This is a genomic window from Agathobaculum sp., assembly GCF_022775115.1.
Classification (GTDB): Bacteria; Bacillota; Clostridia; order Oscillospirales; family Butyricicoccaceae; genus Agathobaculum.
Genome location: NZ_JALFLA010000069.1, coordinates 1 through 26,324 on the forward strand (window position 1 = coordinate 1; position 26,324 = coordinate 26,324).

Genomic DNA, 26,324 nt, shown 5'->3' on the forward strand with positions numbered 1-26,324 from the left:
CAGAAATGATAAAAGCCGCCTGAATAGGCGGCGTGTTGACACTCTGCGGCGCACGATGGTATAATAAGTCGGGCGCTGTCGTTCCCAGCGGCGGGCGGTTGGCCACTCTCCTGTAAAGGAGGTGGTGCATATGGGTCAAAAACTCGTTCGAGTTCTGATATGGGCAATCATTTTGCTACATATTTTGACTATAAATGCGAAATAACCGCCCCATCAGCCAAAATGTAGCGGTTATTTCATAGCAACTACTTTAGGCCACCGCTCGTCGGCAGCGTCCCTTTGTATGTATTATACCACACGCGCCGCCAAAGTCAAGGCGGGGCGTTTTTATTTGCCCCGGGAAAGGAAAAATGATGAAAATCTTACTGATTGCCGGGCACGGCGGCACGCCATATGACCCCGGCGCGGTGGCCAACGGCTACACCGAGGCGGTGGAAACCCGCCGCCTGATGTTCGCGGTCGCGCCGCTGCTGCGGGCATACGGCTTCGCGGTCGATATCTACGACCAGCACAAGGATGCGTACAAGGTGGTAAGGCAGGGCGGCAGCCTGCCGCTGGACGGCGTGGACTATGCGCTGGAATTTCACCTGAACGCGGCGGCGAAGGACTACACCGGTGACGGGCGCACGACCGGCACGGAGATCTGGATTCACACCAGCGAGAAAAGCGACGGCGTGGAGCAGGCCATCCTGCGGCGCATGGCCGCGCTGGGCTTCCGCAATCGCGGCGTCAAGCGCTCGGGCGGCTTCGCGGTGCAGCGGCATTGCACCGGGCGCGGCGTGTCTCACGCGCTGATCGAGACATGTTTTGTGGACGACAAGGACGATATGACCTTGTACAAGGCGAGATTCAACGATATCGCCCGCGCGATTGCGGACGGTGTGGCAGAGGGCTTTGGCAAGGCAGTTGTGGAAAAGGAGGAGAACGAAGTGGTACAGAAGAAAAACGTGCGCATCGACGGCAAGGCGTATGAATGCGCCTGCATCGTAAAGAACGATGAGAACTACGTCCGTCTGCGCGATTTTACACAGGCCGGGTACGGCATCAGCTATGATGCAAAGACGGGCATGCCCGGCGTATTTGCGCCGCAGACGCGCACGGATGTGCCCGCCGCGAGCGATGAGGTGCAGGCCGCGGTAGACAAGCTGCAGACCGTATGCGGGCTGGAGGAGCAGACGATAGCGTATCTGCTGCGGTATCAGTACGGCGACGCGCTGCTGAAAAAGCTGGCAGCGGCGGTCGTGAAATAGTGTTCAAGTTGGACACAAGAAAGCCCCGGCCGGGAGGCCGGGGCTAATTATTTATGATTTGCTCATTCGTGGTCAAATCTATGCATAAATAGCGATATAGATAATAAAACAAATCTTTTCTGTCTATAACTTCAATTTTTGATGTGGATAAATGGGGGTGGAGCTGTGCAAAACCTGTGGAGAAATTTACGAAAAGTTATTGAATTCTATCATAGTCGTGATAAAATAAAGGGGAAAGGAGGTGGGCGTATGTATACCGCTAAACAAGTTGCTCGATATATCATCAATAAGTGTTCGGTTGAGGAGAATCCGGTTAGTAACCTAAAACTGCAAAAACTGCTCTACTTTGTTTGGGTCGAGTATCGCAAAAGTGCGCATGCAAGATTGTTTAATGATAAGATTTTTGCATGGCAGTTTGGGCCGGTCGTTCCTGAAGTGTATTATGATTACTGTGCTTACGGGGGCATGGATATTGATGTCCGGTATAATGGTGATGAAATAGGGATTGCCGAGGAGGATGCAGCAGTTTTGGATGCATCGCTCGCCAAGTATCGGAATTATTCGGTCAGCCGGTTGGTTGATATGACGCATGCAAAGGGAAAACCGTGGTATCAGGTCTATGTTGAACAGAGGGGAGTAAAAAAAGAAATTCCGTTTAGCTTAATTGAACAGATGGAGTGCCGGTAATGCTATCTGAACAAACGAGAGAGCGAGAAACCCAATTAAAGAACCTCTTGCGAGAACTGTCAAACGAAGCGATAGATGAGGAAAAATGTGAAGCAATTACAAGTCGATTTGCTGCTATATATGAGGGCGGTTTCCGCCATCGCTACTCTGTGTTTCACCCACTGTTACAAGAGATTATTGCTTCATCAGATGCAGAACAAGGCGTTTCGGAGTTCCTCACTGTGAATCTGAATACGATAAGCAAGTATATTGAAAATAGATATATCAATGATGGCCAGGGTGAGCATAGCAAGATCTATCGTCCTATTTTTAAGCTTTGTGACCATATAAATTTGGAGCTAACCCGCATAAATGAGCAGCGCAATCAAGAAAACAGGTTGTGTCAGTTGTATGTCCAAATTGAACAGGCTCAACATAATTTGGAGCTCGCTAGGACAGATGCGGAGGAAGCCCGCAAACAAGTGAATAAAGCCCAAACTGACATACTGGCAATTTTGAGTATTTTTTCGGCGGTTATCTTGGCTTTTATGGGTGGGACGACCTTCTTGAGCGGTGCAATGAGCAGCATCAGCGAAACACGAATTTATAAGTTCGTAATTGCCTGTTGCGTCTGTGGATTGATCATTTTCAATACGATTTTTCTATTGCTATACATTGTGTCGAAAATTATTGAAAAGCCAATCTATGCGCGATGTGAATCGCCTGATTGTACTTGTGATAATGGGCGTCCGCAATGTTGCGCATTGAACCGGGTACGAAAAAGGCTGCCATATGTCTTTTATTTTAACGTTTGTATATTAGCACTGCTGATTTCGACCGTTATCATACGGTACGCTGCTCCCACAGTGAAAGAATGGGCTCATAATCATGAAGTATCCAGTTTGTCGGGGGCTGGGGATTCCTTGGGAAACGATGTTGGAGATGGGTATGACGCCAATCCGGAGCATGCGCAAGCAACACAATGAAATAATGGTGTTCAATTTGAACACAGGAAAGCCCGAGGCGTAATGCCTCGGGCTTTGTATTATCTGTTTTAACAATTAGCGCCACCAAGCTGCGAAATCACGATCTTTGCGGCTTGCGATAAGGTACAATAAATTGCGCATAACTCGTGATAGCACTCGGCTTGCGGATTGGGGTTTTTGATTTTTACGGGGTATTGCAGTCTCTTGTCATAGGACCACATCAGCAATCAGCTCCTTCCCGCGGCCACGGGTCGTCGATCCATGTCCAGCGGCCGCTTCGGGTGTCTACCTCGCGCGTGGTCAGTGGGCCGAAGCGATCCTCATATTCGGCGGCGATATGTTGCAACAAGTTTGCAACATATTCCGTATGCATACGCCATTTTCATCTGTTATATCCGTTTTAGTGCGAAAGTGAAATCCATCACTTTTAATGTTCCTCAAAAGGGAATACCCATAAAAACCCGTCAAACACGCAAAAAAGCCGCCATAAAGGCGGCTTTTTAGATGGTGGAGTTGAAGGGGCTCGAACCCTTGACCTCTCGCGTGTGAGGCGAACGCTCTGACCAGCTGAGCTACAACTCCGTTTTGGCTACTCCACTACTATACCAGAAAAAAACGAAGTTTGCAAGCCCTTTTCTACTCAGCCCTGCCGATTTTTATCCAGACGGCCGAGCAGCGCGACCGCAAGCGCGATCAGCCCGAGCACCGTGAAGATGCCCGCCATGCCCTGCGCGAGCAGATGGATCGCCAGTATGACCGTTTGCTGCATCGTAATATCGCTCCCTTCTTCACATAAAGAACCCGAGGATGACGCCGCCTGCGACGACCGACGCGATCTGCCCCGCCACATTTGCGCCTGCCGCATGCATCAGCAGGTGGTTGGTACAGTCGGCTTCCATGCCGAGCCGCTCGATCACACGCGCGGACATGGGGAAGGCCGATATGCCCGCCGCCCCGACCATCGGATTGACCTTGTTTTTGCAGAACAGGTTGAGCAGCTTGGCGAACAGCACTCCGCCGACCGAATCGAGCACGAACGCCAGCAGTCCGAGGCACAGGATGAGCAGCGTTTCCGGGGTGACGAATTGCTCAGCGCGCATGGAAAATGAGATCGTCAGGCCGAGCAGCAGGGTGATGAGGTTGGCCAGCTCGTGCTGCGCGGTTTCGGACAGGCTGTGCAGCACGCCGCACTCGCGGATCAGGTTGCCGAACATCAGAAAGCCGACGAGCGAGACCGACGCGGGCGCGACCAATCCCGCAATGATGGATACGATGATCGGAAACAGGATGCGCGTGCGGCGGCTGACCGCGCCGGGCGCATAGCGCATGTGCATCGCGCGCTCCTTTTCACTCGTCACCAGCTTGACGGCAAACGGCTGGATGATGGGCACAAGCGCCATATAACTGTATGCCGCCACTGCGATCGCACCGGTGTAGCGCGAGCCGAGCACTTGGGAGACAAGGATGCTGGTCGGCCCGTCGGCCGCACCGATGATGCCGATGGAGGCCGCGTCGCGGATGTCAAAGCCGAGCGCCGCCGCCGCAATGATGGTCAGAAAAATACCGACCTGCGCGGCCGCGCCAAACAGGAACAGCTTGGGATCGGCCAGCAGCGGGCCAAAGTCTATCATCGCGCCGATGCCGATGAACAGCAGCAGCGGCAGCGCTTCGCTGGCCTCGATGCCCGTCTCGAACAGCCACTGGATGATGCCGTGCGCCTGCCCGCCGCCCTGCGTCACCTGATTGAGCACACCCGACAGCGGCAGATTGACCAGTATCGCGCCAAAGCCCATCGGCAGCAGCAGCGCCGGCTCATACTGCTTTTGGATGGCCAGCCAGATCAGCAGGCCGCCCACGCCGAGCATCACCGCCTGCTGCCATGTCAGCGAGAGCACACCCTCATACAAAAATGCCATAGGAACCCCCTTGTTTGCACACACGGATGGAGACTGGAACGCCGGGGAGCAGGACAGGCCGCGGATAAAAAAACAGACCTTCGCCTCCCGCTTGGGAAACGAAGGTCTGGTCGTTTGATGCAAAGCCAGAGCGGCGGCCGCCCATGCTTGTTGACTCTGCCGCGCGGCCGTGCCGCGCCGACTACTCCCCTTTGTTTACCTGCATGGTAACATGGGGACAAACCGCTTGTCAAGCGCAAAATGCGCTAAAATTCCGTTAAGGTGCGCAGCGCTCAGGGTGTGCTGCGCGTGTGGTATGCCGCGGGCGCAAAGCCGTCATAGACGTCGGCCAGCCCGACCGGCAGCCAGATGCCGCCCTCCTGCCGCATATGCACGCGCACGTCTTCGCTGCCGTCGCCAAAGCGCAGGCGCACAATGGCTGTCGTGCCGTTTTGGCTCTCGGTCACCGCGTCGATGCGGAAGGGACTGGTGTCCGGGGTGTGGCTGAAGATCGGCGTAATCGCACCCGCCGGGGTAGACAGCGCGCTGAGCGCGGCGCCGTTGAAGGTCTGCGCGCCCTCGTCCAGTTGCGGCCACGGCAGGCCCATTGCGTAATATAATCGGAATAAATCACTCTGCGTATAATTTGGAGCGACGCAGGCCTGCACATCGGTGATGACCGAGCGGCCGCCCTCCTGTCCGGTCGTCACAACATAGGCCGAGCGGTAGTCGGTCATGCCGCCGCCATAGCGCTGGAACACGACGATGTATTGCTCCGGCTTCTTGCCCGGCAGCAAAATAAAGTTGCGGTACGAGGGCGAGGAGCCGCCGAGCTTCCAGTTCCACGCATCCGCGTCCTGCTGGCGCTCGATGAATTTCTGCCGGTTTGCGGCCGATAGGATGGGGTACAGGTACTGACCGCTTTTGTAGGACACCGCGTGGGCGAACTGCTGGGTGAGGTCGGCAGTGTTGCGGGCGTTGCGGTCGTGCGCGTCCGTCCAGTCCTGCGGCAGCCAGCCCTGCCCAAATTGGTTGACAAGGATGATATGCGCTTCGCTCCCGTCGGCAAAGCGGTAGAGCACCTCGGCGACGCCCTCCGCCGAGCGGGAGTCGCCCCGGTAGACGACGCACGGGCCGACCGCGGCCACCGCGCCGCCCGCCAGCCCCAGCGTGCTCACCGCCGCGCGGGCGGGCGTGCGCAGGTCAAGCCCGGCAAGCTCCCACGCCGCGCCCTGCATATCCAGCAGGTCGGGCAGGCCGAGGTCGTTCTCATACAGCAGCCGAAACTCCTCAAAGCTGTGCACACCGTCCGAGGTGTCCGCGATGATCTCGGTCTGCATGACCGCCGCCTTGCCGGCTTTTTCTCCAAACAGCAGCCGCTCGACCGTGCGCACGCGCGTTCCGTCGGCCTGGCGTTTGGCAAAGATCACATAGGTCTGCCCGCCCGCTGTTTTGACCGAATAGACGTGCCCGCTCTCGCGCGCCCACGCCTCGGCCAGCTCGGTGCGGCGCGTCTCGGTCAGCTTTTCCGCGTCCTCACCCACGGAGAACGCGCAGCCGAGCGACACCACCAGCACGGCCATCGCCAGCACAAGCGCCATGCCGCGCTTTTTGGCGCGCTTGTCAAACAAGCCCTCCAGCCGGTGCATCAGCGTCTTTTTGCCGCCCGTAAAGCAGGATACCAGTGCGCGCCGCTTGGCCTGCACCGCCGCCGCGCGCAGGATGGTTTCGCCGTAGGCGCGGCGCTGGGCACGGCTCATGCCGCGCGCGACCGCATCGTCGCATGCCAGCTCGATATCCTCCTGCGCAAAATAGGCCATCAGGTGTACGAGTGGGTTGAACCACTGCACCGCCCGCGCGAGCACGAGCGCCAGCTTGAGCCAAAGGTCGTGGTGCTTGTAGTGGGTCAGCTCATGGCGGATGACAAACGCCGCGTCGCGCGGGGACATGCTTTCATCGGGCAGATAGAGCACCGGGCGCACAAAGCCTGCCAGCATCGGGCAGTCCGCCGCGGGGGAGATGCGCAGCGGGATCGGCCGCGCGATGTCCAGCGCCCGTGCCGTCCGCTCGAACACGGCGCGCAGCGCCTCGCGCTCCGGCGCGCGTGCGTCACGGCGCAAGCGGCGCGCATAGCGCGTATAGCAGACAGCCTGCGCGCCCAGAAACAGCGCGCCGCCCGCCAGCCACAGCGCGGTCAGCAGCGCGGTGACGTTAAAGGTTGTCACCGGGTTGCGGTCGTACCGCTCGGCCACGGCGGCCTGCGTGTCGGTCAGCCAAGAATCGTTGGCCGGGTCGAGCACCTGCACCGCCGAGTGGCTCGCGCCCGAGGCGGGCAGGATCACCCGGTGCAGCAGATAGTTGGTGCGCGGGGTCACCTGCACGGGCGGCTCGGCCAGCGTAAACTGCACCGGCGCCAGCAGGCGCAGCGCCAGCACAGCCCAGATCAGGCACATCGTCCGCGCGGGATAGTGCTTTTTGAGCGTTTGCCGAAGCAAAAGCGGCACAAGCGCGGCCAGCGACACAGTCAGGCTGATCTGCACCAGGTCAAACAGCAGCTTTTCCCAATTCATATCCCAACCCTCCAACTCCTACCGGCCTTGCGCGTCCAGAAAGGCGCGCAGCTCGTCGATATCCTTTGCCGTCAGCGCGCCTGCGCTGGACAGGCTGGCCACCAAATTGCCGACAGAGCCGCCGCACAGCCGCTCGACAAAGCTCTTGCTCTCGCGCTGGAGGTAGGCCTCCCGCCCGATGAGCGGCGCGTAGCAGTTGTGCCGCCCGGCCTTCTCGCACTTGAGAAAGCCCTTGTCGCACAGGCGTGAGAGGAAGGTCAGCACGCTGGTCGCCTTCCAGTCCTTATCCGCAAGCTGCTGCACCTCGGCCGCGGTCACGGGCGGCTCGAGCGACCAGACAATCTGCATCACGGCAAGCTCCGCATCGGGCAGGCGTTTGATCTCTTTCATATTTTTCTCCCTTCTCTATAATTGTAGAGCATATTTTTCGTACATTTTCTACACTAATATTCTACGTTTATAGAATATTCCTGTCAACGATTTTTTATTTACAAATTGGTAACCGTTTGACCGATTGACAGCCCCGCGGTTTTGCGGTATTCTAAAATAGACATAAAGTGAAATTTCTATGACTTGCGTACTACTTTACGATAGGATAAGGAGAAAATCCCCATGCGAAGAGCGACGCTTGGTTTGGCGCTGAGCGGCACACTGCTTGCGGTGCTGCTGTTTGTCACAGGGCGAATGCTGTATATCAAGCTGCACGACCTGCGCTACGAGGAGATCGCCGGCTACGGCATCCATGATGTGCTGGTGCTGAGTGAAAACGACACCGTGCTGCAAACCGTGACCGATGAGCAGCAGGTGACCGCGTTTGCTGCGCTGCTGTCCGGCTATACATACATCGAATATCCCCATTTCTTTAAGCCGGGGGACAACCAGCTGGCCGGCAACCGGCTGACCGTCACCTTTGAAAACGGCGCTTCGATCGGCGTCAACGCGGACGGCTATGTATTCGTCAACGGCAAGCTCAAGGACATTGAGGGCGGCCGAGGGCAGGAGTTTTATCACAAGCTGTACGTCCTGTTCTATCCAAACGCGGCGTAAACGGAGGGAAGGCCATGAAAAAGGCGATCGCGCTGGTGCTGCTGCTGACCGCTGGCGCGCTGACCGGCTGTACGGCGGACGTGGGCGTCATCGGCGGCGCGGATGGGCCGACGACGGTCATCGTGTCCCGTGCCGGGGGACAAGCGTAGGAAGACGGCGGACGGCGGCCTGCGCCTTTGCGCAAAAGACCATACTGCGGCATACACGCTTCTGATGGGGGAGGGACGATATGCGGGAACTGTTGCTTGACGCGGGGAGCTTGGACACGCGCGCCAAGGTACACGATGCGTTCAGCCGGACGTTTGGCTTTCCGGACGACTACGGCCGCACGCTGGATGCACTCTACGATCTGCTGCTCACACTCTGCGACACGCGCCTGACGCTGTGCCACGCGGAAGCGCTGGTGGACAACATGGGCAATTACGGCGAGCTGCTGCTTCGTGTGCTGGCAGGCTCGGCCGCGGAAAACCCCGACTTTATCCTCGAGATCGCGCTGTAAGGCATAGAAGCGCCCGAACCGTTTGGTTCGGGCGCTTTTTACAGCTTTAGATGCGCTTGCCGTTGAATTTCTGCGCGGCCGGTGCGCAGCCCTCCGCAATGATGCAGGCAGCCGCGTCGAGCGCATCGGCGCAGGCTTTGTCGATAGCCTGCTGCTCGTCCGGCGTAAAGCGCGACAGCACCCAGTCGGCCAGATCGTAGCCGGGATGCGGCTTGTCGCCCACGCCGATCTTGACGCGCGGGAAATCCTCGCTGCCGAGGTGGTAGATGATGTTCTTCAGGCCGTTCTGCCCGCCCGCCGAGCCTTTCGGCCGCACGCGCAGCGTGCCTACGGCAAGCGAGATATCGTCCGACAGCACGATGATGTGTGCAGGGTCGATCTTGTAAAACGCCGCCGCGTCGCGCACGGACTCACCGGACAGGTTCATGAACGTCTGCGGCTTGACAAACAGCACGCGCTTGCCGCCCAGCGTGCCCTCGCCTACAAGCGCCTTGAACTTCATCCGGTCGATCCGCTGGCCGCTGCGCGCGCAATACAGCTCAAGCACGCGAAAGCCCGCGTTGTGGCGTGTATTATCATATTTGGCGCCCGGGTTGCCCAGACCGACGACCAGCCATTCGACTGGCTGCGCGGCTTTTGTGGCCTTTTGCGCGTCTAACTGCTTGAAAATATCGAATACGGACATGGTTTCACTCCAACACGACACGCCACCGCCCCACACCTGTCCGGCGCGGGGCGGCGCTGTGTTATTCCACAGAAAGAATATAATAGTAAACCGGCTGACCGCCGTTGATGACCGAGATATCCAACCCCTTGTTCTCCTTGAGCAGCAGGGCCTCGACCTCGGCGGCCTGCGCCTCGGAGACGCCTTCGCCGTAGATGACGGTGGCAAAGGTGCTGGTCTCGCGCACCATTTCGCGCACAAGCTTTTTGATGACCGCGTTTTCGCGGCCGCTCGCGCACAGCCTGCCCTCGTACAGCGAGAGGTACTCGCCTTGGCGGATCTTCTTACCGTCGAACTCGCTGTCGCGCGCGGCATAGGTCACCTGACCGCTGCGCACACCGCGCACCGCGGTCTGCATGGCGTCGGCAATGTCCTGCTCGCGCTTGCTGTCCGGGTCGACGGCCAGCATGGCTGAGATGCCCTGCGGGATGGTCTTGGTCGGTATGACGACGACCTTCTTCTCATCGGACAGGCCGACGGCCTGCTCGGCAGCCATGATGATGTTCTTGTTGTTGGGCAGCACGAACACGATCTCGGCCGGCACGGCGTCCACCGCGTGAAGGATATCGTCGGTCGAGGGGTTCATCGTCTGCCCGCCCTGCACGACCACGTCCACGCCGAGGTCGGTGAACACGTCCTTGAGGCCGTCGCCCGCGGCCACGGCGACAAAGCCGTACTTTTTCTCCGCCGGTACGATGACGCGCTCGCGGGGCGCATCGGCCGTGCCCTCGATCACCTTGGCAGTGTGCTGCTCGCGCATGTTTTCGATCTTAACGGTCAGCAGCGGGCCGAACTTCAGCCCCTCCTCCAGCGCCCGGTTGGGCGCGTCGGTGTGAACGTGTACCTTGACGATATCCTCGTCTTCAACGACGACGAGCGAATCGCCGATCTCGCTGAGGATGGCGCGCAGGCGGCCGACGTTGCGCGCCTTGTCCTTGCGCGCGGCGATGAATTCAGTGCAGTAGGTGAAGGTGATGTCCTCGTCAGCGATCGCCGCGAAATCCGCGCTCTCCTTGGTGGGTGCGGCGGCGGTGCGCTCCTTATGGATGCCGCGCAGTGCGTCGAGCATACCCTCGAGGATGGCCAGAAAGCCGCAGCCGCCCGCGTCCACCACACCGGCCTTTTCGAGCACAGGATTCTGGTGTACGGTCTCGGCCAGCGCCTCCTGCCCACGCTCGAGGATGGTGACCAGCACCTGCTCGGCCGAAAGCGAGGGATCGGCCTGACAGGCCTCGACCGCGCGCTGCGCAGCCACACGCGAGACGGTCAGGATGGTGCCCTCGGCGGGCTTCATAACGGCCTTGTAGGCCGTGTCCACGCCCTCGCGCAGCGCCAGCGCCAGCTCGCAGCCGGCGGCCTCGTCCGCCTCGCGCAGCTTTTTGGCCATGCCGCGGAACAGCAGCGAAAGAATGACGCCCGAGTTGCCGCGCGCGCCGCGCAGCAGGGCGGAGGCCGTCGTGTCCGCGGCCTTGGCCAGTGTTGGCTCGCTGAGCTTGTGCAGCTCGTTCATCGCGGCGGCCATGGTCAGCGACATATTGGTGCCGGTGTCCCCATCGGGCACGGGGAACACGTTTAGCTCATTGACCTGTTCTTTTTTTTCGGCAATCGCAAGCGCGCCCTCTATCACCATGGACTGAAACAGCGCACCGGTTATCTTTTGATCTGCCATTTACAACTCTCCCTGAAAATTCTCTGATTGCGGACGCGCGGGTCTCTGCCCGCGGCGGCGCGCCCTCTCTGCGGCGCGGCTCAGTCCGCCCGGATGCTCTCTACGTAGATATCCACATTTTTCACGTCCACACCGGTCAGGCGCTCGACATGGTAGCGCACCTCTCCGATGATCGAGCGGCATACAGTGGCGATGTTGACGCCGTGCTCGACCGCGATATGCAGGTCGATGTTGACGCCGCCGTCCGCGGCCTCCATCACCTTGACGCCGCGCGCCTGATTGTCCCGGCCGAGCAGGTGCGCCAGCCCGTCGCTCATCGAGCGGATGGTCATGCCCTTTACGCCAAAGCACGAGGAAGCCGCGTAGCCTGCGATGCCGGCCAGCACCTCGCTTGTGATTTCGATATATCCGAGATCGGTCTTGATCGTCATAGAAAACCCTCCCTGCGTTCGGTTTGGTATGGTATTTGATATGGCTGTTCTTATTTTATATCAAATCTGCGCTGAATACAAGCAAAATACGCGCTTTGCAAGCAGATTCGTAAAAATTTGCAAAATCGAGAAACAAATGTTTGATTTTTTGTCCAAGATAGAGTATAATATAGAAAACGCGAACGAATGTTCCTCGAGAGGGTAAGGAGTACCGCCTATGAAGAAGATATCCGATAATCAGCGACGCATTTTAGAATATATCAGCACGTTTTCGATGGAGCACGGCTATCCCCCCTCGGTACGGGAGATCTGCGCGGAGGTAGGGCTGCGCTCGACCTCGACCGTACACACCCACCTGAAGAAGCTGCAGGAGGCCGGCTATCTGGAGGCTGACGACCATAAATCCCGCGCGCTCGCGCCGGTCAGCGGGCCGGTGATGGTGCCGCGCATCCCGATCCTCGGCCGCGTGACGGCGGGCGTGCCCATCCTCGCGGTGGAGGAACATGTCGGTTATGTGCCGTTTGAGCCGGCCGCGTCGGGCGGCAGCTATTATGCGCTGCGCATCCGCGGCGACTCGATGATCGGCGCGGCCATTCTGGATGGCGATTTGGTCGTCGTTCGGCGGGATACCGAGGCGCGCGACGGCGATATCGTCATCGCGCTGCTCGAGGACGAGGCGACCTGCAAAACGCTGCGCATCACGCGGGACGGCGTGTGGTTGATGCCGGAAAACCCGGCCTACACGCCGATCGACGGTACGGGCTGCCAGATCCTCGGCGTGGTCAAGGCGGTCTATCGGGAGTATTGAGCCGGTAAGGCAGGCCGCCGAGTGTTGCACAAGCAGGCCGCAGGCGCGATGGAGGGAGCTTTATGCCCGCATTGGACGATAGCGTGCAGTTTGTCAAGGGCGTTGGCCCGAAAAAGGCAAAGCTGCTGGAAAAACTGCATATCGCCACCCTGCGGGACATGCTCGAGACCTACCCGCGCGATTATGAGGATCGAAGCCATCCCGTGCGTATCGCGGATATCACGGAGGAAGGCAAGTACGCTGTGCGCGCGGTCGTCGGCGTCGAGCCCAAGGTCAGCCGCATCCGCAAGGGGTTGACGCTGGTCAAGTGCACCGTATTTGACGAGAGCGGTACGCTGGCCGTCACCTATTTCAACAATCCGTATGCCGCGGCGCAGCTGCGCGTTGGGCAGGAATACCTGTTTTACGGCCGGGTGCAGGGCACGGGGCGCGCGCGGGTGCTGGTCAGCCCGCAGGCGGAAAAGATGGCCGGGGGAGAGGACAGCCCCGGCCGCATCGTGCCCGTTTATCCGCTGACCGCCGGGCTGACCCAGCGCGACATGGCGCGCGTGGCCCAGGCCGCGCTGGCCGCTGTGCCGGGTGAATGGCCTGACCCGCTGCCTATGGTGCTGCGCGCGCGCTACCGCCTGCCGGATGCCGCCGAGGCGCTCGGCGCGATCCACGCGCCGCGCACGCTGGACGATGTGACCGAGGCGCGCCGTCGGATGGTGTTTGAGGAGCTGTTTTTGCTCTGCTGCGGCTTGCAGCAGCTCAAGGAGCGGCGGCGGGGGGAGGATGGCATCCCGTTTGCGCCGGTGGATAACGGATGGGCGTTTTGGGATGCGCTCCCCTTCGCGCCGACGGGCGCGCAGCGGCGTGCCATCGGTGAGATATGCGCCGACTGCGCCTCCGGACGGCCGATGAACCGGCTGGTGCAGGGCGATGTCGGCGCGGGCAAGACGGTCGTTGCGGCGGCGCTGTGCGCGTTGGCCGCGCGCAGCGGCTGGCAGGCTGCTTTTATGGCGCCGACCGAGATACTCGCCGCCCAGCACGCGGAGACGCTGTCCGCCCTGCTCGGCAAGCTGAACCTGTCGGTCACGCTGCTGACCGGTTCGATGACTGCCGCGCAAAGGCGCGCCGCCCTCGCTGCGATCGAGACGGGCGCGGCGCAGGTCGTGGTCGGCACCCACGCGCTCATCCAGCAGAGCGTGACCTTTCACCGGCTGGGCGCGGTCATCGCGGATGAGCAGCACCGCTTCGGCGTGGCGCAGCGCGCCGCGCTCGCGGCCAAGGGGCATACGCCGCACACGCTTGTGATGTCGGCTACGCCCATCCCGCGCACGTTGGCGCTCATCATGTACGGCGATCTGGATGTGTCCGTGCTCGACGAAACACCGCCCGGCCGCCGCCCGGTCGAGACCTACGCGGTCGGCAAAAACATGCGCAAGCGCATCACTGCGTTTATTGACAAGCAGCTCGAAGCGGGCGGACAGGTCTATGTAGTCTGTCCGCTGGTCGAGGAGGGGGAGACCGGCCTGAAAAGCGCCGAGCAGCACGCCAAGGACTTGCAGGCGGCGCTGCCGCACCGGCGCGTTGCTGTGCTGCACGGGCGCATGAAAAATGCGGACAAGGAGCGCGTCATGCGTGCCTTTGCCGCGTGGGAGTATGATGTTCTGGTCGCCACGACCGTGATCGAGGTAGGTGTGGACGTGCCCAACGCCAACCTGATGGTCGTTGAGGATGCCGACCGCTTCGGCCTGTCGCAGCTGCACCAGCTGCGCGGGCGGGTCGGCCGCGGCGCGCGGCAATCCTACTGCGTGTTCTTTGGCGCGGACAAGGGCGAGACCGCGCGCGCGCGCCTGAAAACACTCTGCCGCACGAATGACGGCTTTGAGATTGCGCGCGCCGATCTGGCGCAGCGTGGGCCAGGGGACTTTTTCGGCCGGCGGCAGCACGGCTTGCCCGCGCTGCATGTGGCCGACCTCGCCGCCGACCTCGCCCTGATGCAGTCCGCACGCGAGGAGGCCGAGGCCATCCTTGCTGCCGATCCCGGGCTGGCGGGTTATCCGGAGCTGCGCGCGCGCGTGCAGCGGATGTTCGCGCAGCGCGGCGACGAGGCGTTTAACTAAACCACGACAAAAAAGGACTTACCACCGGCGTTTGCCGGGGTAAGTCCTTTTGGTTTGCGCTTCGTATCAACGCGAAGGCGTTTGGGAATGCATTGCGCGGTGCGGTTTTAGAAAGCGAAATTGGTCTTGACGCGCCAAATGTTCTGCGCATACTCGGCCACCGAGCGGTCGGACGCAAAGCGGCCGGAGTTTGCGATGTTCATCAGCGACATATAGTTCCAGTTTTCAGTGTGGCGGTACATCGCGCCCACGCGCTCCTGCGCGGCCGCGTAGGAATCGAAGTCCTTGAAGATCATATACCGGTCGGCCGGGCCGCCGCCTACACCGTGCAGCAGCAGATTGGCGATATCGGTGTAATCCACGCCGTCGCCAAAGCCGGAGATCATATGGTCGATCACGCGCTTGATGACCCAGTTGGTCTGGTAGATCAGCATCGGGTTGTACGAGCCGGATGCGGCCAGCGCCTCGGCCTCAGGTGTCTCCATACCGAAGATGAAGATATTCTCCGGGCCGACCGCTTCGCAGATCTCGACGTTTGCGCCGTCCATCGTGCCGATGGTCAGCGCGCCGTTCATCATGAACTTCATGTTGCCGGTACCGGAGGCCTCCTTGCCCGCGATCGAGATCTGCTCGGAAACCTCAGCCGCCGGCATGATCATCTCGGCCAGCGAGACCTTGTAGTCCTCGATGAACACGACCTTGAGCTTGTCGCCGATCGCGGGATCGTTGTTGATCATGCGTGCGATCGAGTTGATGAGCTGGATGGTCTTTTTGGCCACCGCGTAGCCCGGCGCAGCCTTGGAGCCGAAGATGAAGGTGCGCGGCACGAAATCCATGCTGGGGTTGTCCTTCAGCTTGTGGTAGAGCGAGATGATGTGCAGAATGTTGAGCATCTGGCGCTTGTACTCATGCAGGCGCTTGACCTGCACATCGAAGATCGAGTCCATATTGACTTCGATGCCGTTATGCTCCTTGATATAGTCGGCAAGGCGCTGCTTGTTGGCGCGCTTGATCTCGCCCAGCTGGCGCAGGAACGCCTTATCGCTGCCGAGGTTTGCAAGCACCTGCAGCTCGGACGGGTGGGTGCGGTAGCCCTTGCCGATCTTGGCCTCGATCAGCGAGGCCAGCGCGGGGTTGGCCTCGCACAGCCAGCGGCGGTGCGCAATGCCGTTGGTAACATTGCGGAATTTGGCCGGGTAGATATTGTAGAAATCGTTGAATACGCGCTCCTTGAGGATATCCGAGTGCAGCGCGGACACGCCGTTTACCGAGAACGAGCCTGCGATCGCCAGATGCGCCATGCGCACGGTGTTGTTGGCCACGATGGCCAGCTTGGAGATCTTCTGCATATCGTTCGGGAAGAAGGTCCACAGCTCCTTGCAGAAGCGCTCGTTGATCTCGTAGATGATCTGCATGACGCGGGGCATCAGCTCCTGCATCAGCGACACCGGCCAGCACTCGAGCGCTTCGGGCATGACGGTGTGGTTGGTGTAGGCCACAGACTGGCTGGTGATGTTCCACGCCTGCTCCCAGCTCATGTCGTTATCATCCATCAGAATGCGCATCAGCTCAGGGATAACAAGGGTGGGGTGGGTATCGTTGATGTGCAGCACATGCTTGTGGGCGAAGTTGTCCAGCGTGCCATGGGTTGCCTTGTGCTTGGCGCAGATATCCTGCAGGGTGGCGGAAACAAGGAAATACTGCTGCTTCAGGCGCAGGGACTGACCCGCGCGGTGGTTATCCTCGGGGTAGAGGATCATCGAGATGGTTTCGGCCATCGCGTGCTTTTCCACCGCCTTGAGGTATTCGCCCGAGGAGAACAGCTTATAGTCGAGCGCGATCGGGCTTTTGGCTTCCCACAGGCGCAGGCTGGCGATATTGTCCGTGCCGTAGCCCGAGATGGGCATGTCATACGGCACGGCCAGCACGGGCGTATAATCGTGATACTCGACGACCAGCTTGCCCGCGTCGTTAAAGTGCGTCTCCACCCGGCCACCGATCTTGACCTCGCGGGTGTCGTCCATGGCGGGGATGTGCCACACATCGCCCGAGGCAAGCCACGAGTCTGGCTCCTCAACCTGCGCGCCGTCCACGATCTTCTGTTTGAAGATGCCGTGCTCATAGCGGATGGAGTAGCCCGTGCCGCGCACGCCGATGGTGGCCATGCCGTCCATATAGCAGGCAGCAAGGCGGCCAAGACCGCCGTTGCCAAGGCCGGGGTCAGCCTCCTCCTCGAAGATATCGGCCATCTGGTACCCCATGTCCGCCAGCGCGGCGGCAAGCGTGTCCAGCATACCGAGGTTATAGGCGTTGTTGCGCAGGCTGCGGCCGACAAGAAATTCCATGCACAGATAGTGCACCTGCCGCTCCCCGTATTTTTCCACTTCGTTCTGCGTCTCGATCATATGCTCGGTGAGCGCATCGCGGATGACGAGCGCACAGGCCTCATAGACCTGCTCGGTGGAAGCGTCCTCGACCTCGCGGCCGAAATGGCGCTGCAGCTTGCCTGCGATCGCTTCCTTCAGAGCGGTCTTGGTGTAATGGTTGTTTGGCATTTCTTCTCTTGTCTCCTCACTGTTTTTGTCTTACCGGTCACCAGCCGAGAGCGGAATGGTAGACCTCGATATATTTATCCGCCGAGCTGCCCCAGCTAAAGTCGGCCTGCATACCCTGCAGGATGAGCTTTTTCCACGCCGGCTTGTTAAAGCGAAACACGCCGCAGGCCTCGCGGATGACATGGAGCATATCGTGCGCATTGTAGCTTGCAAAGGTAAAGCCGTTGCCCGTGCCCGCGTAGTCGACAAAGGCGCGCACAGTGTCCTTCAGGCCGCCGGTCTCGCGTACGATCGGGATCGAGCCGTAGCGCAGCGCGATCATCTGCGCCAGGCCGCACGGCTCAAATTTAGACGGCATCAGGAACATATCCGAGCCGGCGTAGATGCGGTTGGCCAGATCGCCCGCGAACAGGATGGACGCGGAGATTTTGTCCGGATAGCGGCGCTTGGCCTCAAGGAACATCTGCTCGTAGCGCCAGTCGCCCTTGCCGAGCACGATCAGGCGGATATCGTCCTGCAAAATGTCGTTCAGCACGGCTTCGACAAGGTCAAGCCCCTTCTGGTCGACAAAGCGGGTGACCATGCCGATAACGGGCGTGTTCTCGTCGCCCGAAAGGCCGCAGAGCTTGAGCAGCTCGAGCTTGTTGACCACCTTGCCTTCAGGCTGCGCGGGCGAATAGGTCTTGAAGATCTTGGTATCGGTCGCGGGGTTGTGTACCTCCATGTCGATGCCGTTGAGGATGCCGTGCAGTTTGTAGCTGTTCATGCGCAGCACCGAATCGAGCCGGTAGCCGTAGTATTCGGTCTGTATCTCGTGGGCATAGGTAGGCGAAACGGTGGTGACCGCGGTCGAGGCCACGATAGCAGCCTTCATCAGGTTGACGTCGCCGTCCATCGTCATGAAGCCCGAGCGGAAGTGCGCGTCGTCAATACCGAGCACATACTCCAATATCTCGCGGCCGTAGCGCCCCTGATACTGGATGTTGTGGATGGTGAACACAGTCTTGATGTTCTCATAAAACGGGCGGGAGGAGAACATCAGATTGTAATACACGGGCACAAGGGCGGTCTGCCAGTCGTTGCAGTTGATTACGTCCGGCCGCCATTCCAGATCGGGCAGCACCTCGAGCACGGCCTTGGAATAGTAGGCGAAGCGCTCGGCATCGTCATACTCGCCGTAGATCTGGCCGCGGGCGAAGTAATACTCATTGTCGATAAAATAATAGGTAACGCCGTCGGACTCATAGCGGAACAGGCCGCAGTATTGGTTACGCCAGCCGAGGCGGACATAAGCGTTTTTCAGATAATAGAACTTTTCGCGTGTGCCTTGGTCGATCGCTGAATAAAGCGGACAGAATACGCGCACGTCATGCCCTTTGGCGGCAAGCGCCTTGGGCAGCGAGCCGGCCACGTCGCCCAGACCGCCGGTTTTGACGAACGGCGCGCATTCGCTGGTCACATACATGATTTTCATAAAGAGCCGATCCTCCTTAGAGGGCTGTGCGGAAGCAGGAGTAGATCCCGCTTCCGCACTCCCGTATTCTTATATTATACTAAATTATTCCGTGACGCGACATTGGGATTTTTCACGAACATTCTTGACTTTACAGCTCTATATTTGCTCAATTCTGATGTTTGGAGGCGGAGTTTATCAAATGGAAGCGTATTTGGCCAGCGTAATGGGATAGTTTTCGTGCCCCATCATGGTGCGCCCCTCGCGCACGATCACATCGCGGTCGGCGATGACATGGCGCAGCGCGGCGTCCGACATGATGCGCCCGCCCTCCATGATGATGCAGTCGCGCACCTCCGCGCCCTTGGCGATCTCCACATCCCGGAAGAGCACGCAGTTCTGCACATGGCCCTCGATGCGGCAGCCGTCAGCGATCAGGCTGTCCTCCACGCGGGCCTTGTCGCCGTAGTAGGTGGGCGCCTCGTCCTTGATGCGGGTCAGGATCGGCCGGGTGCGCTTGAACAGCTCGTCGCGCACGTCCTTGTCCAGCATATCCATGTTGGAGCGGAAGTAGTCGAAGGTGTTCTCGATCTTGCAGGCGTATTCGTTGAAGAGATACGCATTGACCGTGCCGTCGATCAGCACGCGGGAGAGAAACTCGCGCTCGAAATGGATGCAGTTGTGGGTGACGCACTCGCTGAGCATATGGATGAGGAACTGGCGGCTCATCACATACACACCGAGCGCCACATGCTTGCACTTGCCCTCGTTGGAATCACCCACGCGGATATCGACCGCTTCCTTTTTGCGGTTGAGCTCCACATAGGTGGTATAAAGCGTTTCCTGCTGCTTCTTGGCGCAGACCATGGTCAGGTCGGCGCCCGATTTCTCATGCCGGTCGATCACATCGTCGAGCGGGATGTTGGCGACAATGTCCCCGTCGGCGATGACGACATAGTCCGCACGGTTTTTCTGCAAAAAGGTGACCGCGCCGGCCAGCGCGTCGATCTTGCCGCGCAGCTCGCCGGTGATCAGCGGCGAGGACTTTTTGGAATAGGAATACGGCGGCAGCAGCGTGATGCCGGAATTTTTGCGGGACAAGTCCCAATCCTTGGCGCTGCCGATGTGGTCGATCAGCGACTGGTATTTGTCCTTCATCAGCACGCCGACGCGGTAGATGCCCGAGTTTACCATGTTCGACAGCATAAAGTCGATCACGCGGTAGCGGCCGCCCCACTGCACGGCGCTGACCGTGCGGTGCTCGGTGATCTCGCGCAGATCGTTATCGTTATCAAAAGCGATGATGACGCCTACAACACTTTTCATCCGTTCCGCCCCCTTAATTCTCGTCAGGCAGGTCGTGCTCTGCCATTTCCTTCGCGGCCAACTTGGCGCCGCGGCCGATGCGCACGCCCTCGGCCACAACGGCCACGCCCCATTTGTCCACATCGCCGTCCGCCGGGCTGCCGCCGACCGACGCACCCTTGGCGATGACCGCGCCCGGTGCGATGATCGAGTAGCGCACGGCCGCGCCCTCCTCCACGACCACGCCCGGCATCAGGATCGAATATTCGACCTTGGCACCCTTGGCGATCTTGACATCGGAAAACAGCACCGACTGCGATACCTCGCCCGCGATCTCGCAGCCCTCGGACAGCAGCGTGTGGTTGACGACCGCGTCCCGCGAGGTAAAATGCGGGGGCGAACCGGTGGTGCGGCCGTAGATTCGCCATGCGTCGTCAAACAGGTTCAGGCCGGAGCTGGGGCTGAGCAGGTCCATGTTGGCCTCCCACAGGCTCTCGATCGTGCCGACGTCCTTCCAATAGCCCTCAAAGCGGTAGGATACCAGCTTTTCGCCTGCGCGCAGCATGGCCGGGATGATGTTTTTGCCGAAATCGTTCGAGGAGGTCTCGTCCGCCTCGTCGTCGATCAGGTATTGGCGCAGCTGCTTCCAGGAGAAGATGTAAATGCCCATCGAGGCCAGCGTGGACTTGGGCTGGGCGGGCTTTTCCTCAAACTCATAGATCGTGCCGTCCGGCTTGCAGTTCATGATGCCAAAGCGCGAGGCCTCGGCCAGCGGCACCTCGAGCACGGCGATGGTCGCACTCGCGCCGGTCTCCTTGTGCTGCTGGAGCATCTTGTTATAGTCCATCTTGTAGATGTGGTCGCCCGACAGGATAAGTACATAGTCGGGGTCGTACTCGTCCAGAAACTGGATGTTCTGGTAGATGGCATTGGCCGTGCCCTTGTACCAGTCCGAGCCCTTGCCCTGCTCATAGGGGGGAAGGACGTATACGCCGCCGTTGAGCCGGTCGAGGTCCCAGGTCTGGCCCGCGCCGATGTAGGAGTTGAGCACATGCGGCTCATACTGGGTCAGTACGCCCACCGTGTCGATGCCGGAGTTGACGCAGTTGGACAGCGGAAAATCAATGATGCGGTATTTGCCGCCAAAGGGCACCGCAGGCTTGGCAACGTGCGCTGTCAGCGCGTACAGGCGGCTGCCGCGTCCGCCCGCGAGCAGCATTGCCACGCATTCTTTTTTTCGATACATGGATGACTCTCCTTTATGGTAGACTCAGGCGGCGCAGCGCCATGGCGCTTGCCGCATTGCGCGGCGCCGTCCCCTGTTATTGCACGCCGTTTGTCCGGCGTATATCACTTGTCTGCATCTCCGGTCTTGGCCACGGCCTTGGACGGCACGGTGGCTACTGCTTTAGAGGGAGCGCGGGTCACCGCCTTGGTGGCCGTTGTGGCAACGGCCTTGGTGCCGGTCGTGGCGACCGCGCGGGTCTCGCGCTTGGACGCGCCCCGTCTGCCGGTCGTGGCCGCCTTTTTGGCGGCAGCTTCTTTCTTGGCGGCCTCGATCTCGGCCTTGGTGCGGCGCTTGGCGCGCGGCTTGCCCTTGAAGAACAGCACACCGAAGCGCGGTATCTCGACCGAGATGGACTGCGCCTGCCCGTGCATGGGCTTGTTCTCGCTCTTTACCTTGCCGTTTGTAAAGCCTGCTCCGCCGAATTTTGCCGCGTCGGAGGTGAAGACCTCCTCATAGGTACCCGCGAACGGCACGCCGATGCGGTAGGACGACTGCAGCTCGGGCGAGAAGTTGACGATCACAACGATGTCCGAGCCGTCCCGCGCGATGCGGCGGAAGGCAATGATGTTGTTGCGGTTATCGTCGTGGCTGATCCACGCGAAGCCGCGCCAATCGGTATCCTGCTCCCAAAGCTGCGGGGTGGCCAGATAGAACTGGTTGAGCGCCTTGACATAGTTGTGCATCTGCCGGTGTGCCGGGAAGTCAAGCAGCATCCAGTCCAGCCCGCGCTGGTAGGCCCATTCGGAGAACTGCGCGAACTCGCCGCCCATAAACAGCATCTTCTTGCCCGGATGCGCGGCCATGTAGCCGTACAGCGCGCGCAGGCCGCCGAACTGGTTTTCATACGGGGGCGGCATCTTGCCGATCAGCGAGCATTTGCCGTGCACGACCTCGTCGTGCGAGAGCGGCAGGATGTAATTTTCCGAAAAGGCGTACATGAACGAGAAGGTGATCTTGTCGTGCATATCCTTGCGGAAGAACGGGTCGGCCGAGCAGTAGCACAGCATATCGTTCATCCAGCCCATGTTCCACTTGAAGTTGAAGCCCAAGCCGCCGTCGTAGCCCGGGCGGGTGACCATCGGCCACGCGGTCGATTCCTCGGCGATCATCATCACATCGGGGTGGTCGGTCAGAATATTCTCGTTGAGCAGGCGCAGAAAGTCGATCGCTTCCAGATTTTCGCGGCCGCCGTGCACGTTGGGCCGCCATTCGTGCTGGCGGTTATAGTCCAGATACAGCATCGAGGCCACCGCGTCGACGCGCAGGCCGTCCATATGGAACTTTTCGATCCAGAACATAGCCGAGGAGAACAGCAGGTTGCGGGTGGATACCTTGCCGTAGTCGAACACGCGCGTGCCCCACTCCTTGTGCTCCATCTTGAGCGGGTCGGCGTACTCATACAAGTACGAGCCGTCAAACTCGACAAGGCCGCAGCCGTCTTTGGGGAAGTGGGCGGGCACCCAGTCCATGATAACGCCCAGACCGGCCTGATGCGCCGTGTCGACGAAGTACATCAGGTCCTTGGGCGTGCCGTAGCGGCTGGTCGCGGCGAAATAGCCGACGACCTGATAGCCCCACGAGCCGTCGAAGGGGTATTCGGTCAGCGGCAGCACCTCGATATGGGTATAGCCCATCTCTTTGACATAAGGAACCAGCTCGTCCGCCAACTGGCGGTAGGAATAGAAGTTGCCGTCGGCATGCACCTTCCACGAGCCGAGGTGGCACTCGTAAATATTGACCGGCGAGGAATAGGGCAGCTGCTCGCGCCGCCAGCTCAGCCAGCTCTCGTCGTTCCACGCATAGCCCTCGATGTCATACACCTTGGAGGCGTTGCCGGGGCGGGTCTCGGCATGGAAGCCGTAGGGGTCGGTCTTGTCAAAAACATCGCCTGACTTAGCCCATACACTATACTTATATGCGGCATATTCGGCAACATGCGGGATAAAGCACTCCCAGATGCCCTGCTCGTCCCGCTGCATGGGGGCGGCCTCGCGGTTCCAGCCGTTGAACTCTCCCATCACCGAGACACGCGCGGCTTCGGGCGCGTATACGCGGAACAGGTAGCCTTTTTCGCCGTCTTGCTCAAACGGGTGCGCGCCCATGTAGTCATACGCGCGGCAGTCTCTTCCCGAATAGAAAAGCTGACTGCGTTTTTCGCAGGCCGACGATGCGCTCGTCTTTTTCATATCGCATCTCTCCCTTTTACATAAAACTGCTTAAAATGGCCGGGAACGGGGACTTTGTCCGCCTTTTATGCATCCCGCATGGTTTTTAAGCAGAAGCATTCACTTTAGTACGGGTATAGTATACATCAAACCGGAAAAAAAGTCCAGCAATTTTACTTAATTACCAGACTTTTCTGAGGGGAATTTTGTTGGGTTTACACATAACCTGTCGCAATTTGCCAAAAGGCGGCGGTGCGCAGCGGTACACAGGACACGCTGTGTCGGTCGCTTTGTGCAGTTTTTCGGTGATTTTACCATGCTTTGACGGTGATACGGCAGGTATTATGGACGATATATGCTGTTTTGCCTGCTCAGAGCAGATTGCGCCGGATGAGGTCGAGCGCAGACGAGGCCGCCTGCGTGCGCACGCGGTCGCGTCCATTTGCGCCGCGCAGCTTGTGGGTGAAATGCTGGCCGCCGCACCAGACGCTCAGGTACACCAGCCCGACCGGCTTGTCCGCCGTGCCGCCGCCCGGCCCGGCCACGCCCGTGATGCCCACGCCCACATCCGCGCCGAGCGCGCGCGCCACGCCCTCGGCCATCTGCTCGGCCACCGCCGGGCTGACCGCGCCGTCAGTTTCCAGCGTCTGCGGGCTGATGCCCAGCAGGCGGATTTTGACCTCGTTTGCGTAGGCGCACACGCCGCCCAGATAATAATCCGAGCAGCCGGGGATGTCGGTGATGCGCTTGGACAGCAGGCCGCCCGTGCAGCTTTCGGCCACGGCCAGCGTCAGGCCGCGCGCGCGCAGCCCCTCGCCCACGACCTGCTCGAGCGAATCGACGTCCACACCATACACGTCATCACCAAGGAGGGCGCGCACCTTGCCGACGACCGGGTCGAGCAGCGCCTCGCACTGCGCAGGGGTATCGGCCTTGGCCGTTATGCGGGCATAGCACTCGCCGGTTTTGGCATAGGGCGCGATGGTCGGGTTGGTCATTTCGGCCATCATGTCGTGCAGGCGCTCCTCCATGGCGCTCTCGCCCAGTCCGAACACGCGCACCCGGCGCGAAGCGATGCAGCCGCCCGCGAGGGGATAGAGATAGGGCATGGCGCACTGCTGCCACATCGGCTCGCACTCGCGCGGCGGGCCGGGCAGCATGAGCACATGCGTGCCGTCGGCCTCAAACGCGCAGCCGGGCGCGGTGCCCCATTGGTTGACAAATACTGTGCAGCCCTCGGGCAAATAGGCCTGTTTTTCGTTGTTGTGGGTCATCTCGCGGCCGATCTGGTCAAAAAATTGCCGGATGCGGTCAAGCGAGGGCTGGTGCAGCGTGAGTGTTTTGCCGAAAACGGCGGCAAGGGTCTCCTTGGTCAGATCGTCCAGCGTCGGCCCAAGGCCGCCGGTGGTGATGACGATGTCCGCGCGGCTGCGCGCGGTCTCGATCACCTGACGCAGGCGCGCCGGATTGTCGCCCACGACGGTTTGGTAAAACACGTTGATGCCAAGCTCGCTCAGCCCTTGTGAGATGAGCTGCGCGTCGGTGTTGACGATATCGCCCAGCAGGATCTCCGTGCCGACGGCGATGAGTTCTGCGTTCATCGGTATTCCTTCTTTCGTGTTATCAACAAGGGGGAACGCCCCCCGCGAAGCCGCGTGCACGCGGTGCAATTGCAGCGGAGGGCGCGCCGCGCTTTCCATCGAGGGGACGGTGTCCCCTTTTTTAGAGGCTTAGGGCAGGTGTATCACTTCGATGCCGTTTACCGCCTCGTCGACCAGTGCGTCGACGGCAAGGCGGCTCTCGGCCTCGACGATCTTGGGCAGCTTGGGCCGGGTGTTGGGGTGCTTGGGGGTAAAGACTGTGCAGCAGTCCTCATACGGCAGGATGGAGGTTTCAAACGTGTCGATCCGGCGGGCGATGCGTACGATCTCCTCCTTGTCCATGCCGATGCAGGGGCGGAAGACCGGCAGCTCGCATACCGCGCCGGTGACCGCCATGGCAGGCATGGTCTGGCTGGCGACCTGACCGAGCGATTCGCCCGTGATGAGCGCGCCGCAGCCGTGCTCGACGGCCACCCGCTCGGCAATGCGCATCATAAAGCGGCGCATGATGAGCGTAAACAGCTCCTCGTGGCACTGGGCGCGGATCTGCTCCTGTATTTTGGTGAACGGCACGACCATGACGCTCATGCGGCCGCACCAGCGGGTCAGCTGGCGGCCGAGCGTGAGCACCTTTTCCTTGGCTTGCTCGGAGGTGTAGGGATAGCTGAAAAAGTGTACGCCGACCAGCTCAAGGCCGCGCTTGGCCATCATCCAGCCCGCAACGGGCGAATCGATGCCGCCGGACAGCAGCAGCGCGGCGCGGCCGTTCGAGCCGGTGGGCATACCGCCCGCGCCCGGCTCGGGGCCGGCGTGGACAAAGGCGTATTTTTCGCGTATCTCAACGTGCACGGTCAGGTCGGGGTGGTGCATGTCCGCGCGCACGGCCGGGAACAGGTCGGCCAGCGCGCCGCCGACCTGCTGGCTGATCTCGGTCGAGGTCAGGGGGAACTGCTTGTCCCCGCGCTTGGTCTCGACCTTGAAGGTAGCTGCGCGCGCAAAGCGCGGCGCAAGGTAGCGCTGTGCGGTCTTGATGACGCTGTCTAGCGTCTTTTCCGGGCAGACGGCAGCGCGCGAGATGGTGGCAAAGCCGAAAATGTGCGCGGCGCAGTCCATCACCGCGTCGGCATCGGCACCCTCGGGCACTTCAACGTAAACGACCGACTGCCGCATGGAGATGGGGCAGTCCGCTACATGCTTCATCCGGCGGGACAGGTTTTTGAGCAGCCGATCCTCAAAGGCCTTGCGATTCAGCCCCTTGAGCACGATCTCGCCGCATTTGAGCAGCAATACTTCTTTCATAGCGT

23 protein-coding genes and 1 tRNA gene are annotated in these 26,324 nt (G+C 60.2%); 8 read left to right on the forward strand and 16 right to left on the reverse strand.

From position 1 onward, the window contains the following. The first annotated feature begins 350 nt into the window (after positions 1 to 350). The 3 genes from MR935_RS08330 (at position 351) to MR935_RS08340 (ending at position 2,902) form a co-directional block, all read left to right on the forward strand. Entirely contained in the window at positions 351 to 1,250 is a 900-nt protein-coding gene (locus MR935_RS08330; protein ID WP_290572673.1) for an N-acetylmuramoyl-L-alanine amidase, read from the forward strand. A gap of 249 nt (positions 1,251 to 1,499) precedes the next feature. After that, the gene (locus MR935_RS08335; protein ID WP_290572675.1) at positions 1,500 to 1,937 is read left to right on the forward strand and encodes a Panacea domain-containing protein; all 438 of its coding nucleotides are present in this window, start codon (positions 1,500 to 1,502) and stop codon (positions 1,935 to 1,937) included. After that, the gene (locus MR935_RS08340) at positions 1,937 to 2,902 is read left to right on the forward strand and encodes a hypothetical protein (protein ID WP_290572677.1); all 966 of its coding nucleotides are present in this window, start codon (positions 1,937 to 1,939) and stop codon (positions 2,900 to 2,902) included. Before MR935_RS08335 ends, MR935_RS08340 begins: the two co-directional genes overlap by 1 nt. A 220-nt stretch (positions 2,903 to 3,122) precedes the next feature. Here MR935_RS08340 and MR935_RS08345 read toward each other — a convergent pair whose 3' ends face one another. The 6 genes from MR935_RS08345 to MR935_RS08370 form a co-directional block, all read right to left on the reverse strand. Next, positions 3,123 to 3,251 (reverse strand): spore coat protein CotJB, encoded by a 129-nt coding sequence (locus MR935_RS08345; protein WP_290572679.1) that lies wholly within the window; start codon positions 3,249 to 3,251, stop codon positions 3,123 to 3,125. Positions 3,252 to 3,407: 156 nt separating this feature from the next. Then, positions 3,408 to 3,484, reverse strand: a tRNA-Val gene (locus tag MR935_RS08350). Positions 3,485 to 3,542: 58 nt separating this feature from the next. After that, positions 3,543 to 3,671 carry an OadG-related small transporter subunit gene (locus MR935_RS08355; protein WP_290572680.1) on the reverse strand — a complete coding sequence of 43 codons (129 nt, stop codon included), beginning with the start codon at positions 3,669 to 3,671 and terminating at the stop codon, positions 3,543 to 3,545. Positions 3,672 to 3,690: 19 nt separating this feature from the next. After that, on the reverse strand, positions 3,691 to 4,818 hold the full coding sequence (locus MR935_RS08360) for a sodium ion-translocating decarboxylase subunit beta (protein WP_290572682.1): 1,128 nt from the start codon (positions 4,816 to 4,818) through the stop codon (positions 3,691 to 3,693). A 272-nt stretch (positions 4,819 to 5,090) separates the two neighbouring features. Next, positions 5,091 to 7,367, reverse strand: coding sequence for a M56 family metallopeptidase (locus MR935_RS08365; RefSeq protein WP_290572683.1), 2,277 nt, complete (start codon positions 7,365 to 7,367; stop codon positions 5,091 to 5,093). Positions 7,368 to 7,385: 18 nt separating this feature from the next. Continuing rightward, on the reverse strand, positions 7,386 to 7,757 hold the full coding sequence (locus tag MR935_RS08370; RefSeq protein WP_290572685.1) for a BlaI/MecI/CopY family transcriptional regulator: 372 nt from the start codon (positions 7,755 to 7,757) through the stop codon (positions 7,386 to 7,388). Positions 7,758 to 7,979: 222 nt separating this feature from the next. Here MR935_RS08370 and MR935_RS08375 point away from each other — a divergent pair, with 222 nt between their 5' ends. From MR935_RS08375 to MR935_RS08385, 3 genes are all read left to right on the forward strand, one after another. After that, positions 7,980 to 8,414: a hypothetical protein gene (locus tag MR935_RS08375; protein WP_290572687.1), complete on the forward strand. Its 435-nt coding sequence runs from the start codon at positions 7,980 to 7,982 to the stop codon at positions 8,412 to 8,414. Positions 8,415 to 8,428: 14 nt separating this feature from the next. Next, positions 8,429 to 8,563, forward strand: coding sequence for a hypothetical protein (locus MR935_RS08380; RefSeq protein ID WP_290572689.1), 135 nt, complete (start codon positions 8,429 to 8,431; stop codon positions 8,561 to 8,563). Positions 8,564 to 8,643: 80 nt separating this feature from the next. Next, complete coding sequence (locus MR935_RS08385) at positions 8,644 to 8,913, forward strand: barstar family protein (RefSeq protein ID WP_290572691.1); 270 nt, start codon at positions 8,644 to 8,646, stop codon at positions 8,911 to 8,913. Between the two features lie 46 nt (positions 8,914 to 8,959). Here the strand turns inward: MR935_RS08385 and pth are convergent, their stop codons facing one another. From pth to MR935_RS08400, 3 genes are all read right to left on the reverse strand, one after another. After that, the gene (pth, locus tag MR935_RS08390; protein WP_290572693.1) at positions 8,960 to 9,598 is read right to left on the reverse strand and encodes an aminoacyl-tRNA hydrolase; all 639 of its coding nucleotides are present in this window, start codon (positions 9,596 to 9,598) and stop codon (positions 8,960 to 8,962) included. A 61-nt stretch (positions 9,599 to 9,659) separates the two neighbouring features. Beyond that, positions 9,660 to 11,306 carry a DAK2 domain-containing protein gene (locus MR935_RS08395; protein WP_290572694.1) on the reverse strand — a complete coding sequence of 549 codons (1,647 nt, stop codon included), beginning with the start codon at positions 11,304 to 11,306 and terminating at the stop codon, positions 9,660 to 9,662. A gap of 80 nt (positions 11,307 to 11,386) precedes the next feature. Continuing rightward, positions 11,387 to 11,737: an Asp23/Gls24 family envelope stress response protein gene (locus MR935_RS08400; RefSeq protein ID WP_290572695.1), complete on the reverse strand. Its 351-nt coding sequence runs from the start codon at positions 11,735 to 11,737 to the stop codon at positions 11,387 to 11,389. Between the two features lie 217 nt (positions 11,738 to 11,954). Here MR935_RS08400 and lexA point away from each other — a divergent pair, with 217 nt between their 5' ends. Together lexA and recG are read left to right on the forward strand one after the other, a co-directional pair. Beyond that, positions 11,955 to 12,545: a transcriptional repressor LexA gene (lexA, locus tag MR935_RS08405; protein ID WP_290572697.1), complete on the forward strand. Its 591-nt coding sequence runs from the start codon at positions 11,955 to 11,957 to the stop codon at positions 12,543 to 12,545. A 62-nt stretch (positions 12,546 to 12,607) separates the two neighbouring features. After that, positions 12,608 to 14,653: an ATP-dependent DNA helicase RecG gene (gene recG / locus MR935_RS08410; RefSeq protein WP_290572698.1), complete on the forward strand. Its 2,046-nt coding sequence runs from the start codon at positions 12,608 to 12,610 to the stop codon at positions 14,651 to 14,653. Positions 14,654 to 14,760: 107 nt separating this feature from the next. Here the strand turns inward: recG and MR935_RS08415 are convergent, their stop codons facing one another. The 7 genes from MR935_RS08415 to thiI form a co-directional block, all read right to left on the reverse strand. After that, complete coding sequence (locus MR935_RS08415) at positions 14,761 to 17,208, reverse strand: glycogen/starch/alpha-glucan phosphorylase (protein WP_290572700.1); 2,448 nt, start codon at positions 17,206 to 17,208, stop codon at positions 14,761 to 14,763. Between the two features lie 37 nt (positions 17,209 to 17,245). Further along, entirely contained in the window at positions 17,246 to 18,682 is a 1,437-nt protein-coding gene (gene glgA / locus MR935_RS08420; RefSeq protein WP_290572702.1) for a glycogen synthase GlgA, read from the reverse strand. Positions 18,683 to 18,859: 177 nt separating this feature from the next. Further along, complete coding sequence (gene glgD / locus MR935_RS08425) at positions 18,860 to 19,987, reverse strand: glucose-1-phosphate adenylyltransferase subunit GlgD (protein ID WP_290572704.1); 1,128 nt, start codon at positions 19,985 to 19,987, stop codon at positions 18,860 to 18,862. Positions 19,988 to 20,000: 13 nt separating this feature from the next. Then, entirely contained in the window at positions 20,001 to 21,212 is a 1,212-nt protein-coding gene (locus MR935_RS08430) for a glucose-1-phosphate adenylyltransferase (RefSeq protein WP_290572706.1), read from the reverse strand. 104 nt (positions 21,213 to 21,316) lie between these two features. Beyond that, complete coding sequence (glgB, locus tag MR935_RS08435) at positions 21,317 to 23,440, reverse strand: 1,4-alpha-glucan branching protein GlgB (protein ID WP_290572708.1); 2,124 nt, start codon at positions 23,438 to 23,440, stop codon at positions 21,317 to 21,319. Positions 23,441 to 23,790: 350 nt separating this feature from the next. After that, on the reverse strand, positions 23,791 to 25,020 hold the full coding sequence (locus tag MR935_RS08440; RefSeq protein ID WP_290572710.1) for a competence/damage-inducible protein A: 1,230 nt from the start codon (positions 25,018 to 25,020) through the stop codon (positions 23,791 to 23,793). A 129-nt stretch (positions 25,021 to 25,149) separates the two neighbouring features. After that, positions 25,150 to 26,319: a tRNA uracil 4-sulfurtransferase ThiI gene (gene thiI / locus MR935_RS08445; protein WP_290572712.1), complete on the reverse strand. Its 1,170-nt coding sequence runs from the start codon at positions 26,317 to 26,319 to the stop codon at positions 25,150 to 25,152. Between the last annotated feature and the right edge of the window lie 5 nt (positions 26,320 to 26,324).

Bases quoted from the DNA above. Each gene is read 5' to 3' on its own strand.
- MR935_RS08430 (WP_290572706.1), bottom strand. From the start codon at position 21,212: ATGTATCGAAAAAAAGAATGCGTGGCAATGCTGCTCGCGGGCGGACGC.
- MR935_RS08330 (WP_290572673.1), top strand. From the start codon at position 351: ATGATGAAAATCTTACTGATTGCCGGGCACGGCGGCACGCCATATGAC.
- MR935_RS08365 (WP_290572683.1), bottom strand. From the start codon at position 7,367: ATGAATTGGGAAAAGCTGCTGTTTGACCTGGTGCAGATCAGCCTGACT.
- MR935_RS08375 (WP_290572687.1), top strand. From the start codon at position 7,980: ATGCGAAGAGCGACGCTTGGTTTGGCGCTGAGCGGCACACTGCTTGCG.
- thiI (WP_290572712.1), bottom strand. From the start codon at position 26,319: ATGAAAGAAGTATTGCTGCTCAAATGCGGCGAGATCGTGCTCAAGGGG.
- glgD (WP_290572704.1), bottom strand. From the start codon at position 19,987: ATGAAAAGTGTTGTAGGCGTCATCATCGCTTTTGATAACGATAACGAT.
- MR935_RS08440 (WP_290572710.1), bottom strand. From the start codon at position 25,020: ATGAACGCAGAACTCATCGCCGTCGGCACGGAGATCCTGCTGGGCGAT.
- lexA (WP_290572697.1), top strand. From the start codon at position 11,955: ATGAAGAAGATATCCGATAATCAGCGACGCATTTTAGAATATATCAGC.
- MR935_RS08340 (WP_290572677.1), top strand. From the start codon at position 1,937: ATGCTATCTGAACAAACGAGAGAGCGAGAAACCCAATTAAAGAACCTC.
- glgA (WP_290572702.1), bottom strand. From the start codon at position 18,682: ATGAAAATCATGTATGTGACCAGCGAATGCGCGCCGTTCGTCAAAACC.
- MR935_RS08360 (WP_290572682.1), bottom strand. From the start codon at position 4,818: ATGGCATTTTTGTATGAGGGTGTGCTCTCGCTGACATGGCAGCAGGCG.
- MR935_RS08385 (WP_290572691.1), top strand. From the start codon at position 8,644: ATGCGGGAACTGTTGCTTGACGCGGGGAGCTTGGACACGCGCGCCAAG.
- pth (WP_290572693.1), bottom strand. From the start codon at position 9,598: ATGTCCGTATTCGATATTTTCAAGCAGTTAGACGCGCAAAAGGCCACA.
- MR935_RS08370 (WP_290572685.1), bottom strand. From the start codon at position 7,757: ATGAAAGAGATCAAACGCCTGCCCGATGCGGAGCTTGCCGTGATGCAG.
- MR935_RS08335 (WP_290572675.1), top strand. From the start codon at position 1,500: ATGTATACCGCTAAACAAGTTGCTCGATATATCATCAATAAGTGTTCG.
- MR935_RS08380 (WP_290572689.1), top strand. From the start codon at position 8,429: ATGAAAAAGGCGATCGCGCTGGTGCTGCTGCTGACCGCTGGCGCGCTG.
- MR935_RS08400 (WP_290572695.1), bottom strand. From the start codon at position 11,737: ATGACGATCAAGACCGATCTCGGATATATCGAAATCACAAGCGAGGTG.
- MR935_RS08355 (WP_290572680.1), bottom strand. From the start codon at position 3,671: ATGCAGCAAACGGTCATACTGGCGATCCATCTGCTCGCGCAGGGCATG.
- glgB (WP_290572708.1), bottom strand. From the start codon at position 23,440: ATGAAAAAGACGAGCGCATCGTCGGCCTGCGAAAAACGCAGTCAGCTT.
- MR935_RS08415 (WP_290572700.1), bottom strand. From the start codon at position 17,208: ATGCCAAACAACCATTACACCAAGACCGCTCTGAAGGAAGCGATCGCA.
- recG (WP_290572698.1), top strand. From the start codon at position 12,608: ATGCCCGCATTGGACGATAGCGTGCAGTTTGTCAAGGGCGTTGGCCCG.
- MR935_RS08395 (WP_290572694.1), bottom strand. From the start codon at position 11,306: ATGGCAGATCAAAAGATAACCGGTGCGCTGTTTCAGTCCATGGTGATA.